General features: G+C 42.8%; 15 protein-coding genes. 11 read left to right on the top strand and 4 right to left on the bottom strand.

What is annotated here, in order from left to right; translation table 11 throughout:
• Window positions 1-443 precede the first annotated feature (443 nt).
• From IQ270_RS09515 to IQ270_RS09530, 4 genes are all read left to right on the top strand, one after another.
• The gene (locus IQ270_RS09515; protein ID WP_193972979.1) at window positions 444-929 is read left to right on the top strand and encodes a CRR6 family NdhI maturation factor; all 486 of its coding nucleotides are present in this window, start codon (window positions 444-446) and stop codon (window positions 927-929) included.
• Between the two features lie 510 nt (window positions 930-1,439).
• Window positions 1,440-3,017 carry an NAD(P)/FAD-dependent oxidoreductase gene (locus IQ270_RS09520; RefSeq protein ID WP_228056213.1) on the top strand — a complete coding sequence of 526 codons (1,578 nt, stop codon included), beginning with the start codon at window positions 1,440-1,442 and terminating at the stop codon, window positions 3,015-3,017.
• 6 nt (window positions 3,018-3,023) lie between these two features.
• The gene (locus tag IQ270_RS09525) at window positions 3,024-3,212 is read left to right on the top strand and encodes a hypothetical protein (RefSeq protein ID WP_193972980.1); all 189 of its coding nucleotides are present in this window, start codon (window positions 3,024-3,026) and stop codon (window positions 3,210-3,212) included.
• Between the two features lie 268 nt (window positions 3,213-3,480).
• Entirely contained in the window at window positions 3,481-4,707 is a 1,227-nt protein-coding gene (locus IQ270_RS09530; RefSeq protein WP_193972981.1) for an FAD-dependent oxidoreductase, read from the top strand.
• Between the two features lie 114 nt (window positions 4,708-4,821).
• Here IQ270_RS09530 and IQ270_RS09535 read toward each other — a convergent pair whose 3' ends face one another.
• Together IQ270_RS09535 and surE are read right to left on the bottom strand one after the other, a co-directional pair.
• Window positions 4,822-5,679 carry a pentapeptide repeat-containing protein gene (locus tag IQ270_RS09535; protein WP_193972982.1) on the bottom strand — a complete coding sequence of 286 codons (858 nt, stop codon included), beginning with the start codon at window positions 5,677-5,679 and terminating at the stop codon, window positions 4,822-4,824.
• A gap of 1,622 nt (window positions 5,680-7,301) precedes the next feature.
• Window positions 7,302-7,979: a 5'/3'-nucleotidase SurE gene (gene surE, locus IQ270_RS09540; protein ID WP_193972983.1), complete on the bottom strand. Its 678-nt coding sequence runs from the start codon at window positions 7,977-7,979 to the stop codon at window positions 7,302-7,304.
• Window positions 7,980-8,197: 218 nt separating this feature from the next.
• Between surE and IQ270_RS09545 the strand changes: the two genes are divergently transcribed.
• Window positions 8,198-9,670 (top strand): DUF3370 domain-containing protein, encoded by a 1,473-nt coding sequence (locus IQ270_RS09545; RefSeq protein ID WP_193973012.1) that lies wholly within the window; start codon window positions 8,198-8,200, stop codon window positions 9,668-9,670.
• A gap of 99 nt (window positions 9,671-9,769) precedes the next feature.
• Window positions 9,770-10,330 carry a Uma2 family endonuclease gene (locus IQ270_RS09550; RefSeq protein ID WP_193972984.1) on the top strand — a complete coding sequence of 187 codons (561 nt, stop codon included), beginning with the start codon at window positions 9,770-9,772 and terminating at the stop codon, window positions 10,328-10,330.
• A gap of 21 nt (window positions 10,331-10,351) precedes the next feature.
• Here the strand turns inward: IQ270_RS09550 and IQ270_RS09555 are convergent, their stop codons facing one another.
• Window positions 10,352-10,552, bottom strand: a complete 201-nt coding sequence (locus IQ270_RS09555) for a hypothetical protein (protein ID WP_193972985.1) — start codon at window positions 10,550-10,552, stop codon at window positions 10,352-10,354.
• Window positions 10,553-11,170: 618 nt separating this feature from the next.
• Here IQ270_RS09555 and IQ270_RS09560 point away from each other — a divergent pair.
• Entirely contained in the window at window positions 11,171-11,746 is a 576-nt protein-coding gene (locus IQ270_RS09560) for a hypothetical protein (RefSeq protein WP_193972986.1), read from the top strand.
• A 153-nt stretch (window positions 11,747-11,899) separates the two neighbouring features.
• Here IQ270_RS09560 and IQ270_RS09565 read toward each other — a convergent pair whose 3' ends face one another.
• The gene (locus tag IQ270_RS09565) at window positions 11,900-12,427 is read right to left on the bottom strand and encodes a helix-turn-helix domain-containing protein (protein ID WP_228056214.1); all 528 of its coding nucleotides are present in this window, start codon (window positions 12,425-12,427) and stop codon (window positions 11,900-11,902) included.
• A 414-nt stretch (window positions 12,428-12,841) separates the two neighbouring features.
• Between IQ270_RS09565 and IQ270_RS09570 the strand changes: the two genes are divergently transcribed.
• Genes IQ270_RS09570 through IQ270_RS09585 form a run of 4 tightly spaced genes read left to right on the top strand, consistent with a single transcriptional unit; the run spans window position 12,842 to window position 17,770 of the window.
• Entirely contained in the window at window positions 12,842-13,525 is a 684-nt protein-coding gene (locus IQ270_RS09570; protein WP_193972987.1) for a CFI-box-CTERM domain-containing protein, read from the top strand.
• Window positions 13,526-13,580: 55 nt separating this feature from the next.
• Window positions 13,581-14,246, top strand: coding sequence for a VWA domain-containing protein (locus tag IQ270_RS09575; protein WP_193972988.1), 666 nt, complete (start codon window positions 13,581-13,583; stop codon window positions 14,244-14,246).
• Between the two features lie 14 nt (window positions 14,247-14,260).
• A complete protein-coding gene (locus tag IQ270_RS09580) occupies window positions 14,261-15,334 on the top strand; it encodes a PP2C family serine/threonine-protein phosphatase (protein WP_193972989.1) in 1,074 nt (357 codons plus the stop codon).
• A gap of 6 nt (window positions 15,335-15,340) precedes the next feature.
• Window positions 15,341-17,770, top strand: coding sequence for a type IV pilin-like G/H family protein (locus IQ270_RS09585; protein ID WP_193972990.1), 2,430 nt, complete (start codon window positions 15,341-15,343; stop codon window positions 17,768-17,770).
• The last annotated feature ends 16 nt before the right edge of the window (window positions 17,771-17,786 follow it).

The following is a 17,786-nucleotide window of genomic DNA, read 5'->3' on the forward strand; positions in this document are numbered from 1 at the left end:
GGATTGGTAATTCTTTGCAGGATGGCAAGTTTGGGAAAAATGGGTAATTAGTCAGTAGTCAGTAGTCAGTAGTCAGTAGTCAGTAGTCAGTAGTCAGTAGTCAGTAGTCAGTAGTCAGTAGTCAGTAGCCAGTAGTCAGTAGTCAGTAGTCAGTAGTCAGTAGTCAGTAGTCAGTAGTCAGTAGTCAGTAGTCAGTAGTCATTAGTCATTAGTCATTATTCAGCAATCATTAATCCACAGTCAACAGTCAACAGTCAACAGTCAACAGTCAACAGTCAACAGTCAACAGTCAACAGTCATTTGTCATTTGTCAGGTAAAATGTTTGTGGTTGGTGGTATGATAACTAAATGCTATAAAGTTGACCAAAATCATCCAGGGTACAAAGCCTTCGGATTTATCTGTGGGATTAATCTAAAACTTAATGTTATAAGCTTGACTTTTTATGAGTATTATGATATCGATTGATGCCGATCGCATAAACAGTTTGGATTTGTCTCCGGTGCAGAGTGCGATCGAAAATTGGCTGGCATCCGGGGCGATCGCCCAAAACGAACAACAGCTACAATTTGAAATAGAATATCCGCGCGAAGAATTAGATCCGCGAGAAATCTCCGAAATTCCCGAAGTGCGGCTGTGGTTTATTCGCTTAGATGCTTGCTACCCTTGGCTGCCATTTTTGCTAGATTGGAAAGGTGGAGAATTGGCCCGCTACGCGGCGATGTTGGTGCCGCACCAGTTCCACCGCACCCAAGGCATTCAGTACAATCCTGAAGCTTTAGAAATGTTTTTGATGAGCAAAATTTTTGTGTTGACTGATTGGTTGAACCAGCAGGGAATTCCTAGCAAATCGAAGTTGATGGCAATGTCCCAAATGTTTGGTTACGATTTAGATGACGCTTTTTTTGATGTGATTGTACCGCACAAATAAGCGATCGGACATCTCATTAATATCATCCTAATTAGGTAGATAAATCTCTACCTTAAGACTTACGCACAAAGGTATAAACCCGGCTTTTTTCCTGGTGGGGCGACATGGAAAGCTCGCCCTACAAGCTATAACTTAGATTGAAAAAGCTTAATTAATCTTCACAGTAACCGCAAAACGGCTTTAATACAATGCTTTAACCAGCGTCATTAGCAATTTTGTTGCTTGACTTCACGCTTTCCTCAGAATTTAGAGTTAGCTTAAATATATAAGTAGGTGAGAATGTTGTTAGGAATGAAACCCATGTGGTCGATCGCATCTTCCTTCTTCCTGATGACGTTGTACGGAAAGCTCAGAGGCGACAGCACTGATGACTGATGACTGATGACTAAGGACTAATGACTTCTTCCTTCTTCCATCTTCAATCGGACTGATGACGTTGTACGGAAAGCTCGGAGGCGACAGCAAAACATGACTGATGACTGATGACTGATGACTAATGACTGATGACTAATGACTTCTTCCTTCTTCCATCTTCAATCGATCGAGGAAATTTCCATGAAAACAGATTACCTCATCGTCGGCAGTGGTTTATCAGCACTGGTTTTCGGAGCCTTGATGGCAAACTCCGGCAAAACCGTACACATCCTGGAAGCTCACGAACACCCCGGAGGCTTTGGCCACACCTTTACGATGGCCAAAAAATACACGTTTAATGCTCAATTCCACTACGTTTGGGACTGCGGCGAAGGACATACGGTGAATCGAGTCCTCAAAAAACTCAATCTCGATCGCGATGTCACCTTTGAACGGTACGATCCGAATGGCTTCGACCACATGAGAATGCCGGGGTACGCACTAGATATTCCCTCGGAATCAGAGGAACTGATCCGCAGATTGTCGGCTTTATTTCCCGAAGCAAGCGAGAGAATTCGCAAATTCGTCAACGAAGTCGAAAAAACCGGCGAGGGACTCAGAAAACTCGCTCCTCCCGTCAAACCAATTGAATTAATCAAAAATTTCGGCGACGTATTCTGTGCCGTCCAACACCTCAACAGCACGCTTCAAGACCTGTTCGACAAATTCCAACTCCCGCAAGCCGCCCAAACCCTATTAGCCCTGCAATGGCCGGACTTTTTGCTACCTCCGAACCAGCTTTCTTTCTATGCTTGGATTGCTTTGTTTCGAGGCTATCAAGAAGGTGCATTTTACCCGACGCAGCATTTTGAAGATGTGATCAATTCTTTAGTAAAAGTCATTGAATCCAACGGCGGGAAAGTTTCTCTAAACCACGAAGTTACGAATTTTAGACTGACAAACAAAACGGTAACGGGAGTTGAAGCGATGGATTTAACCACGCATCAAACCCATGAATTCATCGGCGACACGGTGATTTGCAACCTCGACCCGAAAAGAGCGGCCAAGATGATTGGGGAGGAACTGTTCTCGAAAACAGTGCGACGGAAACTCGATTATGAGTATTCTGCATCTAACTACATGGTCTACTGCGTTGTCAAAGATATCGACCTGCGAGACTACGGATTTGGCAAGTGGAATACGTTTCATTCCGAACACTTGGATCTGAATGAATCTTTTGCTCAAATGTACGAAAAAAATGATTTTTCTCGTCCGAGTTTTGCAATTACTACGCCAACTTTACTGACCGAAGCGCGGCAAGATTGTCCAGAAGATTGTCAAATTGTGGAATTTTTGACTGTTGCTAATTACAGCTATTTTAAGCAACTGTGGGAAACAGATCGCAAAGCTTACAGACAAAAGAAACAAGAGATTCTGGACTCGATTTTAGACGTAGTTGAAAAACACTATGTTCCAGATTTCCGCAAACACATGGTCTTTCATATTACCGGAAGTCCTACAACTAACGAGCGCTTTTGCTGGTGTCCTAACGGCAATTCCTATGGTTCTACCCTGACACCGAAAAACATGGGAGTCGATCGGCTAAATCACGAAACATCCCTCAACAATTTCTATTTTTGCAACGCCTCATCGGGCTATCCAGGCTTTGCGCCCACATTTTGGACGGGGGCGCTGCTTTATCAACGTTTATCCGGCGATGCGATTTTAGGCTAAGGAAAATTGGCAATTGGTTATTTTCCTGTTTCTCTCGTTTTTTGGCAGAGCCAAGGAATGAATTTCACTCTTGCTCTGCCTCTTCTTAAAAATCTCTCGTTTCTGCTCTCGTTATCTCGTTCCTTGGCTCTGCCAAGGAATGAATTTCTGGAAGCTCTGCCTCCTCTTAAAAATGACGAAGCACAGCAACAGTGAAATGCGTTCCCAGATTCTACCTGGAAACGAGAATTCCTTCCATCTTCCATCTTCAATCGGACTGATGACGTTGTACGGAAAGCTCGGAGGCGACAGCACTAATAACTGATGACTAATGACTGTTGACTGTGAACTGCTGACTGTTAACTGTTGATTAATGATTGCTGACTAATGACTAATGACTAATGACTAATGACTAATGACTAATGACTAATGACTGATGACTGATGACTAATGACTAATGACTAATGACTTCTAGGAGCGAACTATGAAAATTGCAATTGTTGGGGGCGGAGCTAGCGGTATGGCGACAGCCTACTGGCTCGATAAACAGGGACACCGCGTCACTGTTTTGGAAAAGCAACAGATTTTAGGCGGACACATTCGCACGCTGAATAAAAATGTCGCGCCCAATCAATCTGAGTGCAACGAAATATTAGAAAATGGCGTGCTAGAATTTCCTAATGTGTTCTACAATTTCTTGGCTTTAATGCAGGAGCTAGGCGTTGAATTAGAACCCGTGCAGATTGGTTCTGCGCTGTTTTTTAAAGACAACCGCCACTTTTTATCAAAAGTCGCAATTCAGAAAAACTTCACGGGAATTCAACGTCTGATCGAATATTTGCGGCTGGATGCTCTTTATGCTCGTTCGGCTGGATTTATTTTAAAAATGCGGTTTGCTAAAGAGCAAGATTTCTACGATATACCGCTTTCTGCGAGTTTGAAAAGTTCGTGCCTCCGCAACGATTGGTTGAAGTTGCTGACGATGTACAGCTATTCAATACCGTTTGAATTGCTCGACAATTTTCCGGCAGAGTTGGCGATTCCGATGCTGCGGGAATATGCCTTGGTTAACTGGGTAAGGATTAAAGGTGGCGTGTATTCTTACATTGAAAAGATTCTGGAGCGCTTTCGGGGTGAGATTTTGGCTAATGTGGAGATTGCAAGTATTTTGAGAAGTGCTGGTGCGGTAAAGATTGTGCTGGCTAATGGGGAGATTCAGGAATTTGATAAGGTGGTTTTTGCGGTGCCGCCAGACCAAGTGATGAGGCTGTTGTCTGACGCGACGGAGGCGGAAACGAAGCGGTTTGGGGCGTGGAAACCCAATTATGCAACTACTGTACTGCATTCGGATACTTCGATGTACGATCGCTACGGTATCCGCAAGTTGTCAGAATTTGATTTTTTCGAGACGGACAAGGGATGGGGCTACAATGCGAGCTTGAATCAGCTTTGTGGCATTTCGTCACCGCGAGAGTACAGTTTAGCGTTTCTACTGGAGGAGTCGATCGACAAACAGCAGATTATTCACATTCAGAAACATCACACCCCGCTGTATACTGTCGAGTCTTTTCGGTACCGAGCTCAAGTTATCGAGACTAACGGAGAGAACAGCACTTATCATGCGGGAGCTTATTTGGGGGATGGTTTGCACGAAGGAGCGATTACCTCTGCTTTGCGAGTCGCCAAATTAATTGGGCGAGCTCAATATTGATGCTACAAACTGTCGAAAATATCAGTAAATTTCTTACTGGTACAGCACTCTGACAAGAGTAACAATGTCTGCATCAAAAGGTGAACCGATGCGAGAGTGATTTTCTCCCTTTTGCTAAGCTGCGACACAACCCGCCACAGTTAAGTAGACATCACCGCTGACAGATGCGGGGATTGTTGAGCCGGCTAACAAAGTACCCTCAAAGTTTGCTCCCATAAATGTTGCGCCGCTCAAATCGGCTGCGCTCAAGTCTGCATAACACAGCCTAGCCCCATCGAGGTTCGCCTGCACCAAAGAAACTCCCACCAGATTTGCCCTGGTTAAATCTGCTCCTTTCAACTGTACGCCCCGCAACTGAGCACCGCTGAGATTCGCTCCTAACAAATTCGAGCCTTCCAAGTTAACCCCGTTGAGTTTGGCTTCGCTGAGATTGACGCCATTGAGCTCCGTCCTGCTCAGGTCGATGCCGTTGATGTAAGCTTTCCTGAGATAGATGCCTCTTAGTTGAGCGCCAAAAAGCTTTGCGCCGCTTAGTTTTGCCCCTCCGCAGTTTGCCCAGTTGAGGTTTGCTCCCGTGAGGTTGGCGCCCCGCAGGTTGATGAATTGCATATCTGCCACACACAAATTGGCGTTCCAGAGGATGGCGCTCCGCAGGTTGCTACCTGTGAGTTGGGCTCCGCTCAACTGAGCCCTGGGAAGTTTTGCTTTGACGAGGAAAGCTCCGCTGAGATTGGCTTTCGTGAGTTCTGCGTCGGCTAGTCTGGCTTGACCCATTTTGGCAAAACTCAGATTTGCCCTGTAAAGGTTTGCGCCGTTGAGTGTTGCTTTGTTCAGATGCGCCCGACTCAGGTTAGCCCCAGACAGGTTTACTCCGTCCAAGATGGCTCCGCTGAGGTTGGCTCCGCTGAGGTTGGTGCCTGCAAAGTCTCTGTTTCCATTTTCGTACTCTTTGAGTAGCTCGGTTACTTCCATAGCGGTCAGATTCCTAATAGCTGAAATTTATCTATAATAGTCCTGGAGTTACCAGAGTTAAGAAATTGGGTTTTTGAACTTTTCCAAGAGGGTTTTTGGGAAATATTTTGGCTAAAAACCGGGTTGCTTGTCGCTTCTTTGTCCAGGACTCTAGCGATCTGCACTCTTTATAAAGATTGTATATCTAATCGAGCGGATACGATCGCACTTGCATAAACCGCAACATTAATTTTATATTTTTCAATATACTTGGTTTTTTTGTGCAACGTTTCGGACAACTTTTGACGGTCAACTGTAGAAGAGGGGTTTGAGGGGATCGGTACGAGGGCCACGCTGGGCGAGGCACCCTATAGGCTTTCGGATAAATAAATGGTTTGAGATGCGAGCTGAAAACTGTCTGGTTAATAGTAAGTTGCGACATTTTACCGATAAAAACTCGCTCTGGCTAACGGTAGGTGCTATGCGTTCAAAAACGAGTTTATCGCCGACCAGAGATTATAACAAACTAACAGCGACTAAGCTCGCGACCCAAAATAAACCAGTAAAATAGGTGGGCAGTGAGGACTTTGGTTTTCAGAAAATGCTGAGTACCAAAGTCCGATGCAAAGAAAAAGTTTTGTTAAGAATAATTGAGCGTACACGATATCCCATCGTTATGCGGCCTACTCGATTTACTGTTAATTAGGTGGATGTTTCAATCTATGTTATACTGAGTCTAAATTGAGGAATGATTATGTCAAAAGAAAAAAAAAGCAACAAAGAAGTCAAAAAGCCTAAGAAACAACCTGATGGTGCTGCTAAGCCCAAGGATGACAAAAAAAAATCCTGGTAGTACGGTAGTACGGAGGGCCGCAAGTAGAGATAGCGGCCAATCTCGCGATCGCGATTAATTCTGTTCAATTGTCATTACTATAATTTTTAACAACTTCAAATATCCTGTCTTGGGAACGTCTGAAAACAAATCTGTTAGAGCGTGTCCGCTCAAGCAACCACAATCAGATTGGTTTGTAGTGAGGACTTTAGCCCTCAAACAATCAGGAATTTAATCTCACTACAAACATTAGATTTCTTGCAAAATAATTTTATGCTATAATAAAAGGTTGGGCTTAAGTGGAGTAGATGGCAGGTTAGATCAGCACTTTACAATTTTTATGAGTTAGCTCTGGGGCCTAAAATTCAAAACCTTTAATTGTAGTATAGATTTTTTTTGCATTGCAATAAGTCTATTGTTTATTGTCTGCAATCGAGCGGCCGCGATTGTCTATTTAGGGTAGATGCAGTGCTAAACCCAAAGCAAGTAGAACGGCGTAAATATTTGTAGTTGGGATGAGGCCGGAATCAGTTCGGCTTAAGGATTTTAACCTCATTTATCTTTGTTAAGATAGTTGTGTTTTTTCCTGCAGACTTATAGCGGTTCTCAGTTAGGTGTGAGGTATGCCCGGTTTGCGCGGTTTGCCCAGCGGCACCTCCTCTTTTTGAGAAATACTATAGTTACAATCAAATCTATTTTTAGCTATAAACATCGAATATTCCCCTGCCATCTAAGTTAAGAGACGTTGTTAAATTAGATGGCAAAACAATATAGTTCGATCGCCCAATCCCATCAAATCCCATCAAATGTATCACAGCGATATCTCTGTTACCGCAATATTACCCTCAAAACACACGTCAACATCAGTCCCCGCAGCTCGATCGCGCGATCCGTATTCTCCGGCATAATAAAAGTATTCTCCCTCCATCCGATAAACCACCGGCAGCGGCTGCGTCGAAGGTCGGCAAAACACAATTTCCGGTTCCGCACTTTCCGGGGCTAAATGCGGCAAATTCACATTCCAGAAACACCCAGACTTTGGTTCCCGGTTCAGCAAATCTGCTAACACCCGCGATGTCCAGCGAGTCGCCACATCCCAGTCAATCTCCAGCGGCCTTTTAATCCGGTGGGAAATGGCGATTCCCGGAATACCGTGCATTGCTGCTTCCCGCACAGCAGCAACAGTACCGGAAATATACACGTCAACGCCCAAATTGCCGCCGGCGTTAATCCCCGAAAGCACCAAATCCGGTTTTGGACAAAGGTGATGAAGAGCGATTCGCACGCAGTCTGCCGGTGTTCCCCCCACAGCATACTCAAATTCCGATCGCCGATCGACATGAATCGGACTGTGAGCCGTCACTTGATGCCCGCAGCCAGACAATTGCCCCTGCGGAGCCACCATAATTGTCTTGCCGCTTACCGCCTGCAACAGCGCCTGAATGCCGGGAGCGTCTATGCCGTCGTCGTTGGTTAAAATTATTGTCATTGAGAATTGGTCGAAGTCGGGGTAACTGACATCTTGCACGATTCTTGAGAAACGGGCAAGATTCCCGTTCCACAATACATCGAGTTTTTTGTGAGGTGGGCAGGAAAGCCCGCCCCTGAAAGCCTTATTGACAATGGTGCCATAGGTGAGGGTAACGGACTAAAGTCCTTACTACAAACCTTAACCAACTTGTGGTAAAGTTTTGTGTCGATCGCCGGATCGAATTATCAGCACAAGTTCAGTTAAACGCGCTTACAGCAATGTTTTTACCAATTCTACCCTTAGCTCAAGTAATTGTCGCACCTCCAACCCAACAACAACTGATTATTCAGCCAGAAGTTCCCCTACCGGAAAACGAACGGGATGTGCAGCCGCCGCCAAGCAGCAGCCCGCTGAACACTGTAACAGTACCCCAGCAAGTGCGCGTTTTGCCGGGAAAACTCGACAGCATCCCGGTTTTCAACAGCAACAGCCCGGAAGTTGTGCAAACCGAAGGCATTTTGCTCTCTACATTTGGGCCCGAAGGCAAACAAGTACCTTCTGCACACTTAAACTTTCGCTTCAAAGGCCGATTTGACATCTTTGCCCACCACATCGCCAAAGCTAAAAATCGCACCGAAACTCGCACCTTATTTCAAGGAATAATTGTCTACAATCCGAACTCGGAACCTGTTACTTTAAAAGTCTTGCAAGGAGCGACTTATTTAACTCGGCCGGATGCGTTGTTTGTCGATTTGCCTTCCTATTTAGAAAATCGATTTGGGACGGTGTTTGCGGGGCCCGGAAGCCGCATCACCAGCGATGTGCTGCGGGGATACAGACAAGCCATTTTGCCCGCTGCGATCGAGATACCGGCCATGCAGAGCCGAATGCTGATGAATTTGCCGATACCTGTGGGGAATGTCACGCCTGCTTCCAACGGGCGATCGACTTTGATGCGAATGTCGAGCAGCAATTCGGTTTATGTTGCTAGTTTAGCAATGTTTGCTCCTCCAACTAAAAATGGACTCGAACAATCTCCGACTTTAGAACAGTGGGAAAATATTTTAAACACCAAAGGTTTAGCCGGGCCCAGAGATTTAGCACCAACTCCCAGAGACGAAAATCCGGTGCAAAAAATTTACGGCCGCGTGGCGGGAGTAGCTGAAGGTTCGGAGTGGAAAGCTAAAATTACTGATAATTCGAGAACCGATTATTTAACCATTCCCAAGCGCGGCGAGTCATTTTCCTATGCTCTGAGCACTACGGATACGGGTACTTTTGGTACAGGTCAAGTTCAAAGTGCTAAAATGTTAGCTCGCTATCCCGATACTGCTTATTTTGCTCACGGAAATTACGGGATTCAATACAACTTAGCTTTTCCGCTTTACAACAAATCTCGCGAGTCTCAATCGGTGAGTATTAGAATGCAAACACCGATTAAAGCAAATACAAAATCGGGTGGATTGATGTTTTACGATCCGCCGGAAAATCGGATATTTTTCCGAGGTACGGTGCGGGTGATATTTAATGACGATACGGGGAAGACTTTGACGCGCTACATTCACATTGTGCAGCGCCGGGGACAGCAGGGGGAACCTTTGGTGAATGTGAATATGAAGCCTGGGGAACGCCGTTTGGTGCAGGTGGATTTCTTGTATCCGCCGGATGCGACACCGCCGCAAGTCTTGACGGTGCGATCGAGTAATTAGTTGATTGTGTGTGATTGAGTTAGGGCGATCGACCAGTAGGTTGAATCTTACTGGCAACAATGATAAAGTTTATACAACTGTCGAATCAGGAGAATAGTTATGTCTGTTCAGATGCAAAGACGGCTATTTACAGTACAAGAATATCACCTAATGGGCGAGGCTGGCATTTTGGGTGAAGACGATCGAGTGGAATTGATCGAAGGAGAGATCGTTCAAATGGCTGCAATTGGTACTCGTCATGCAACTTGTGTACGGCGACTGATCCGACAGTTTCGCCAACTTCCAGAAGAAAGTGCTATTTTGGATGTTCAAAACCCAATTCAGTTAAGTGAGCGTACAGAACCTCAACCGGATATTGTATTGCTACAACCTCGCCCTGACTACTACGCTACTGCACATCCAGTACCATCTGAAGTTTTGTTGTTAGTTGAGGTTTCTGATAGCACTGTTGATTTCGATCGCGATGTGAAAGTTCCTAACTATGCTCGTTCTGGTATTCAGGAAGTATGGTTGTGGGATCTTGAGATTAATTGTTTAGAAGTTTACCGTTGTCCGACGGCAAATGGCTATACTTCAATGCAAAAGTTTGAGCGGGGAGAAATGGTTGCGCCGCTAGCATTTCCTGAGTTTGAAGTCAGCGTTGATTTTATTTTGGGTTAGAGCGATCTAGAAGTAGATAAGCTATCGTACATCTAGATTGTCTATAGTGTCATTATTGGAGAGTGGTGGAATCTCAGCAGCGGTTAAAGTCACGATTTTACCGTCACGCCAGATTCTAATTGATTGTCCTAGTCTGCGGTGTTTTTCAATGGCTTCGGCGATGGCTGCTTTCACACCGGCGTCAATGCGATCGGATAATTTGACAAGTTTTTGTTCAGTCATTTTACTAATTTATAATACGATTCCAAGTTTCACTGTCAGAGATGAGGGTTCCGTCTTCTGTACTACCTTCAGCAATTAGTCGGATAGTATCTCTAGAATTATCATAGACTATCCAGCGATCGCACAATGGCAAATATAATGAAGTTAAGTTTCTGCGTCCGCGATCGTGTTATTTTAAGCTATAATTAATTACCAGTTGTTTTTTCATTGGTTTTACGTTAGGATATCGATTAGCTAAAAGGAGAATATTCTGTCAACCAATCGCGAGTATTATATACCAGAATTCTCTCTTACACAGCAAACAATACAGGGAGAGGATATCCCCTTACCAGATCCACAAGCAGAAGGACAACCCCATACAACACTTGGAAAAAGAGATGGAAGTGATAATATTTGTTACCGCCAGTCAGCAACCTTTCCCTTATCAACTTGGCCAAAAGCTAATGGCTGCGATGTGCCTTGGGGTAGAGTAGATTGGACGGATCATAATCGTCCCTCAGACCATTTCAACCCGCATATCCACGAATTCCGCTACAATTGGGAACAGAAAAGATGGGAATGTGGAGCGCAACAATTTTGGTGGTATCGCAGAGATGTTGATTAACTAAAGGAGAAATTATGGATGCTTGTTTTGAAATATTACTTTCGACAAGACAAACTCTTGATTATTTAGAAGCTCATCAGGAAACTTTTACTTGGGGTGGCGTAGAATATCCCCAAGGTGAAAAGTATTACGTTTGGGGCAAATATATAAAATTAGTAGAGCGGGAAATTCCAGCCCATATAATCAAGCGTTTACCCCCCGTTTACGGAAATCTGCAATGGGTGAATTTTTCGTTGCAAGGGAAAGGATTGGACTTGTTAGAATCCGAGGTGAATGGTGAGCAGATAGATTGGGAAGGCAAAAGTTTTGATGATTTTATCAAGTTTATTCTGACTGAACAACCTCAATGGGTTGTGGTATTTGAATGGCACTGCGATCGCATAGATAGTCTATACGAACAAAATGTTAGTGAGTGCATTGGTCAGATTAAAAATAACTTGAACTGGGAGAATAATAGAGAGGGATTTATCGTACTATCTGTCCCAGAAAATGATGTGGGTTCATGTGCGATCGCGAGGGAACTTCCAGAACACAATCGATTCGTTACTTCGTTACCCACGGAAACTCCACTATCAATCCCATCTCAGTAGATAGATATCGCTTGTTCTCATCTTAGCGGACGGGAGTTTTTTTGCTTTCTAGCGATCGTACACTCTCATTGAATCGTAGCATAATAGAAGTGCGATCGCGCTTCCTGATTTTAGTCACTTCACCCTACCAATCAGTTGAATTGTGGAAAAATTTTAGTTAGCGTTGTTATCGTTGATGTCTAGATTTTCTATTAAGATTTTTGAGGGTAGCGGTACAGTTATTTGTAGGAAAACATCAATTGTTATTTGATTATTATCACAAATTATATTAGTTATGTTAACTTTACTATTTTCAGATAAACCGTCTTGAATAGGGAATTTAACAGGTGGCTTAGTTTTATATCCAGCATCATCAAGCCATTCAGCAATATTTCTCCAATTTTCGATCTTTTCAATCCCTTTACCCACAAAGCCTTTAACGTATCTATAAATAGTGGCACACAGGTCAGTTTCCACACCTTTAGGATTTTTTTGCAGCTTTTCGGCGATTTCAGCGGGACTGTTGCCACAAAGCAACCCCCGCAGATGCAGCTTTTCTACGGGGGTGAGAGGCTTTCCCTTAACGGCGGCCAAGTCTGCGTACAGAGTTTTTAAGTCCCAGCGGCTTTCTGCTTCGACGAAGCGATCGTTTGTGGATGCCATAAATAGGTGTATGTAAACTTCCTGATGGAAGTCTAACATAATTCCTGATGTATATCAGTTTACGAGCAGTCTTATTTAGCTTAATATACTTGAAAGCTCAAGTTTAAATGGTTCATTTTACACGTAAAAATGTTTGTGACAGGGCTTTTGAGAAATTACTGATGGTAGTTAGTGTTACGACAGGGATTAGAGCTGAATTTTGGTAATTTTCTGGGTTTGACTCTAGTTTCGGGTGCTGCTGGTAATTTTTTTAATTTATTTTCTGGGTTTTGCATAATTTTGTGGATGTCACCCTGATATATAAGTAGGAGGCTGCAATGCGCTTTCTGCGGACTGATCTCTTTGTGAGTGCGATGGTGAAAGCTTTGCTATGCAAAATTTTCGCTTAACTACCTCTTTCCCAGAGGATGTCGTAATAACTATCCGAATTATTGGTAATTCAGAGTAAAAACTATGACAAAAGGACAACCAACTTATTTAAGGTACTTTGATGGGCCAAACAATCATCGTATCTGGGACTTAGAGGTAAAAACTCGCAGAGATGGAAGCGATCTGCTGTTTCCATATCCCAATGATTCAGATCCTCAGAAAAAGCAGTTGCATCACCATCTATTTTTGGATGATAAAAGGAAAGCTTGTGGGTTAGCTTACGTCACTGAGGATAAACAAGGGAAGTGGTGTCGGGAATACCATTATGATAATGGTTGGGGGTGGAAACTTGACGGAACCAGCGAATCTTATGATTCAATAAAAGAACTCTATGATGCTATTGAAGCTAATCGCGATCGACGAAATGTTAGAAATTTTGCAACGTATTTAGCGTCCAGAATATCACTCAGTTCCGATGAAATTATTAATGAATTATCCGAACCAGTTGAAAGTAGCAGTGATTCTTGCTTTATTGCTACGGCTGCTTATTCAACATCCAGACATCCCGATCTAACTACATTCAGGCAGTTTAGGGATCGACAGCTTCTGAGTAATACTTTTGGTAGGCAGCTAGTTAAAATCTACTACAAAATTAGTCCTAGTATAGCTAATCACATTAGCCAAAAGCCGAAGGTCAAACTATTTCTACGTTCTCAACTAGAGCATCTTGCTAGCTGGATGCGAACCAGAGAAATAATTAAGCCGTAAGTACAAGTATCAAGTCTTGATTCGAGTTTTAAGTCAATAGTATTAGGAGACACAAATGCCATTAGATATTGAATTCGCCCAAAACGGTGAGCCGCGCTGTCCGGTTGTGCTGCTACTAGATACATCTGGTTCTATGTCAGGTATGCCAATAGATCAGTTAAATGCAGGATTAGTTACTTTCAAACAAGCAGTGCAGCAAGATCGAAAAGCATCGTTGCGTGTGGAAGTAACCATCATAACCTTTGATAGTTCTGTGAACACTGTGCAAGACTTTATCACAGTCGATCAGTTTTATCCCCCGCAACTGAAAGCTTCTGGTTCTACTTCAATGGGTAACGGGATTGAATCTGCACTTAATCAGCTAGACAGTAGAAGAGAAACTTATAACAGTTATGGTATTCCTTGTTATAAGCCACGGATAATTTTAATCACAGATGGTGGACCAACTGATGGCGAATGTTGGAAAACTGCCGCACAGCGTGTGAGGCAGGAGTATGACTTGGGTAATTTCCTTTTCTATGCAGTTGGAGTTCAAGGAGCTGACATGAATACACTCCGACAAATCGCTCCGCTTGAATTACCGCCAGTCATGCTCCAAGGATTGAATTTTAAGGAATTTTTTAAGTGGCTATCTGACAGCATGGTGATCGTATCAGAAAGCCAAATAGGTCAACAAATCTCGCTTCCTCCTACGGACAAATGGGCCCAGACAACTGCTTAAATAGGAGCTAAATTATGGAATGGCAAGTTGTTGGTGTTAGTGTCCAAGGAAGCTATCACATAGATCAAAAACTTCCCTGTCAAGATGCCGCAAAGTATGAAACTTTTTCTGACAATCAGATTATCATTGGCGCTGTCTCCGATGGTATGGGCAGCGCTAGGCACTCAGAAATTGGTTCTGCTCTGGCAGTAAACACAGCTCTATCTGAAATCAAGAGCAGAATGTGCTGGCAGCATCAACCAAGTAATGAACAAGTTCGGGATATTTTTTATACCGTCTTAGAAACAGTTAAAGCGAGTCTCAAAGAGGAGGCAGAAAAAAAAGGTTATTCACTAAAAGATTTAGCTTGCACTTTACTGATTTTTGTAGCCACCCCAAAATGGCTGGCAGCCATGCAAGTTGGTGATGGACTGATTGTGGTACGACGCTCCAAAGGTGAAAATTATGAACTACTTTTTAGACCAGACAAAGGTAAGAGGTATCCCAATGAGACAACCCCTGTTACTTCTTCCTATGCCGAGCGGGAGATGCAAGTCGATGTCAAGTCAGGTTGTTACCAGTTTATCTGTGCAGGAACCGATGGCATTGAAAATATATCTTTGGTAAAGCGCGAAGCTTGGAGACCTTTTGAGAATTTTTTTAAACCTTTGGAAGAACAAATAATGTTGTCACAAAATACCGTAAATCAAAAGGAGATGGAAATTGAGGATTTCTTAAATTCTGAACAAGTTAATCAAGAGACTGATGATGACAAAACCTTGTTGTTGTGTGTCTACAGTAACTTTGGCATTCAAAGAGAAACGCAGACGGAGACTTCAGCATTTGACAAAGACAACAGAGAAGTCGCTACAACACAGAGATGTGAAGTATCATCGAGACCACGCACACAAGCAAGAGCCAGACTTATCGATGGATTACCCCATTGGTCGTTCGATATAGCTAAAGTTATAGTCATTGCATTAGTAATGACTTTAGTTTGTAGCTTAATTCAAACACACCTGCCTATTTTTTTATGGCAACTGGCTTACTTCATTTTTAACTTAACCATCATTTCCTGTGTTTGGTTTCTGAGAAATGGAAGATATTAAACTATTATGATACGCTTAAAATGTGTAAATACTGGTGAGTGGATTGAACTCGACAATCAAGGGAATATTAAGAGTGGAGGAGAAGGGAGCATTTATCCAACAAACAAGCCAGGCTTTGTAGCAAAAGTTTACCATACCATCACTCAAGAGAAAATCGACAAGTTACAAGTGATGGTGAAAAATAAACCTGCCGATCCTACCCGCTCGCAAGGTCATGTTTCAATCGCATGGCCAAAGTGTTTGTTAGAAGATAGTTATGGCAAAATCTTAGGTTTTTTAATGCCAGTCATTGATAATGGAGAACCGCTAATCTCTGTATATAATCACAATCTTCGCAAAACAATAGCACCTGCCTTTAACTGGCTTTACCTGCATACAACAGCAATAAATATTGCCTCAATTGTTGAAGCAATTCACACAAATAAGTACGTAGTTGGCGACCTGAAGCCTGAGAATATGTTAGTTACTTCTAAAGCGCTTGTTTCTATTGTAGATACAGATTCATTCCAAATATTCGATAGACAAACAGGCAAAATTTATCGTAGTCCTGTGGCATCTCAAGAATTTACACCTAGAGAGATGTTGGGTCAAAACGTACAAAATGTAGATAGGTCAGAATTTCAAGATCGTTTCGCATTAGCTGTAATCATTTGGCATTTACTGTTTGGCTATCATCCTTTTTCTGGAACATGGTCAGGCAGTGGCAAACCACCCAATATCGACCAGCTAATTGAGCATGGATACTGGATGTATGGCTCAAACTCCAAACTGCGTCCCGGTAAGTTGTCGATGCCGATCAATATAATACATCCTGAACTTCAGAAGTTATTTCGTAAATGCTTTAATGACGGGCATAATCAGCCTTATGCGCGACCTAGTGCTGCTGATTGGCGAATAGCATTAGATGTAGCAATTAAAGAATTAAATCAATGTTATGTTGAGGGCGGGCATTACTATTCTAAAAGTTATCATAAATGTTATTGGTGCGAACGAAAACGCCAGCTTAATGGTAAAGATATGTTTGCAACTCCTCCTGGTATACGACAACCCAATGTCTCTACTAAACCCAAAGCTCCAGTTTCAATACCGCAAAAAGTAACGCCTCCACAACAAGTTACCGTTCCAATCTCACAACAAGTACAGCGTCCACAACAAGTAAAGCCTCCACAAGGAAAAACCGTAAAAAAAACGGATAAATTTAAAGCCTTGATTGGCTCTGGAGTGATTGTATTAATCTTAACTGCTATTGCTTTTCCTTCATTTACGAATCAGGCAAACAAAGCAAAACAATCTGAAGCTAAACAATATGTAGCATCAATGAACAAAGGGCAACAAGCTGTATTTGCAGAAAAAACTTCTTTTGCAAGTAAAATTCCTGATTTAGGTCTGGGAATAAAATCGGAAACAGACAATTATAAATATCAAATTCCTCAAAAGTCTAATAATTCAGTAGTTGTAGCTGTTGCTGAACCAAAAAAATCTGGTCTCAAAGGTTATGTTGGTATTGTTGCAATCGTTGAAAATAGCACTGAAACACTTTTTTGCGAAGAATCTCAAGCTTCTACGTCTTTCCCCGATTTATCAACAATCGTTAATCAAAAATCTCCCGGCAATAATCTTGTTCAATGTCCAGCGGGTTATGAGGCTCAAGAGGGTTCTCCTCAGTCTATAAGTTTAGGTTCGTCACCTAACCCAAGCCCTAAAGAAGAAGTGCGATCGCAAACTAATTCACCTACACCCTCGGTCTCAGAGGAACGAGTAAGCTTTGATAAAGGTAGTACACAAAAAACAATTAGTAGCAGTCTAGTAACAAATCAAACAAAGCGCTACTCGATCAACTGCGGTAGCGGACAGCCCATGACTGTGCAAATCAAGCAGGGAGATATTAATGTGGCAATTATTTCTCCTAACGGTCAAACAATTGGTAATGCTGTGAATGGCGGAACCCAATGGAAAGGTCAATTGCCAAGTGAGGGAGATTATATTATTGAAGTTTCTGCACCCAATCAGTCAGACTACACAATTAATATTGAAGTCTTACCTTCAACAAATACTCCGGTGAGTTCGACACCTGCAACAAATACTCCGGTGAGTTCGACACCTGAGCAAACTCTGAAGAATTTTTATGAACTGACAGTCAAAGATAATAAGGCAGCCGGGAAAAAATTTACAACTGATAATTTCAGGAATAAATACCGTTCAACAGGTTCAGACGATCAAAAAATATTTGTCCGCCTTTTTGATTCTATCGAAGTTACTCGCACGGAGCCTATCGATTTATCGCCGACCAGACCGAAAATTACAGCTTGGTTGCGTTATTCTCATAAAGATGGCAGACCACAAGTGTGTGAATACAGAGATTTTACTTTTGTACTCAATAATAATAGTTATTTAATAGATAATGATGGTACAGAAACTCCAATATCCTGCAATTAAATAATAGTTTTTCTTT

This window comes from Microcoleus sp. LEGE 07076 (genome assembly GCF_015207455.1).
Lineage (GTDB): Bacteria > Cyanobacteriota > Cyanobacteriia > Cyanobacteriales > Microcoleaceae > Microcoleus.

Bases quoted from the DNA above. Each gene is read 5' to 3' on its own strand.
- IQ270_RS09515 (WP_193972979.1), top strand. From the start codon at position 444: ATGAGTATTATGATATCGATTGATGCCGATCGCATAAACAGTTTGGAT.
- IQ270_RS09520 (WP_228056213.1), top strand. From the start codon at position 1,440: ATGACTTCTTCCTTCTTCCATCTTCAATCGATCGAGGAAATTTCCATG.
- IQ270_RS09530 (WP_193972981.1), top strand. From the start codon at position 3,481: ATGAAAATTGCAATTGTTGGGGGCGGAGCTAGCGGTATGGCGACAGCC.
- IQ270_RS09535 (WP_193972982.1), bottom strand. From the start codon at position 5,679: ATGGAAGTAACCGAGCTACTCAAAGAGTACGAAAATGGAAACAGAGAC.
- surE (WP_193972983.1), bottom strand. From the start codon at position 7,979: ATGACAATAATTTTAACCAACGACGACGGCATAGACGCTCCCGGCATT.
- IQ270_RS09550 (WP_193972984.1), top strand. From the start codon at position 9,770: ATGTCTGTTCAGATGCAAAGACGGCTATTTACAGTACAAGAATATCAC.
- IQ270_RS09555 (WP_193972985.1), bottom strand. From the start codon at position 10,552: ATGACTGAACAAAAACTTGTCAAATTATCCGATCGCATTGACGCCGGT.
- IQ270_RS09560 (WP_193972986.1), top strand. From the start codon at position 11,171: ATGGATGCTTGTTTTGAAATATTACTTTCGACAAGACAAACTCTTGAT.
- IQ270_RS09565 (WP_228056214.1), bottom strand. From the start codon at position 12,427: ATGTTAGACTTCCATCAGGAAGTTTACATACACCTATTTATGGCATCC.
- IQ270_RS09570 (WP_193972987.1), top strand. From the start codon at position 12,842: ATGACAAAAGGACAACCAACTTATTTAAGGTACTTTGATGGGCCAAAC.
- IQ270_RS09575 (WP_193972988.1), top strand. From the start codon at position 13,581: ATGCCATTAGATATTGAATTCGCCCAAAACGGTGAGCCGCGCTGTCCG.
- IQ270_RS09580 (WP_193972989.1), top strand. From the start codon at position 14,261: ATGGAATGGCAAGTTGTTGGTGTTAGTGTCCAAGGAAGCTATCACATA.
- IQ270_RS09585 (WP_193972990.1), top strand. From the start codon at position 15,341: ATGATACGCTTAAAATGTGTAAATACTGGTGAGTGGATTGAACTCGAC.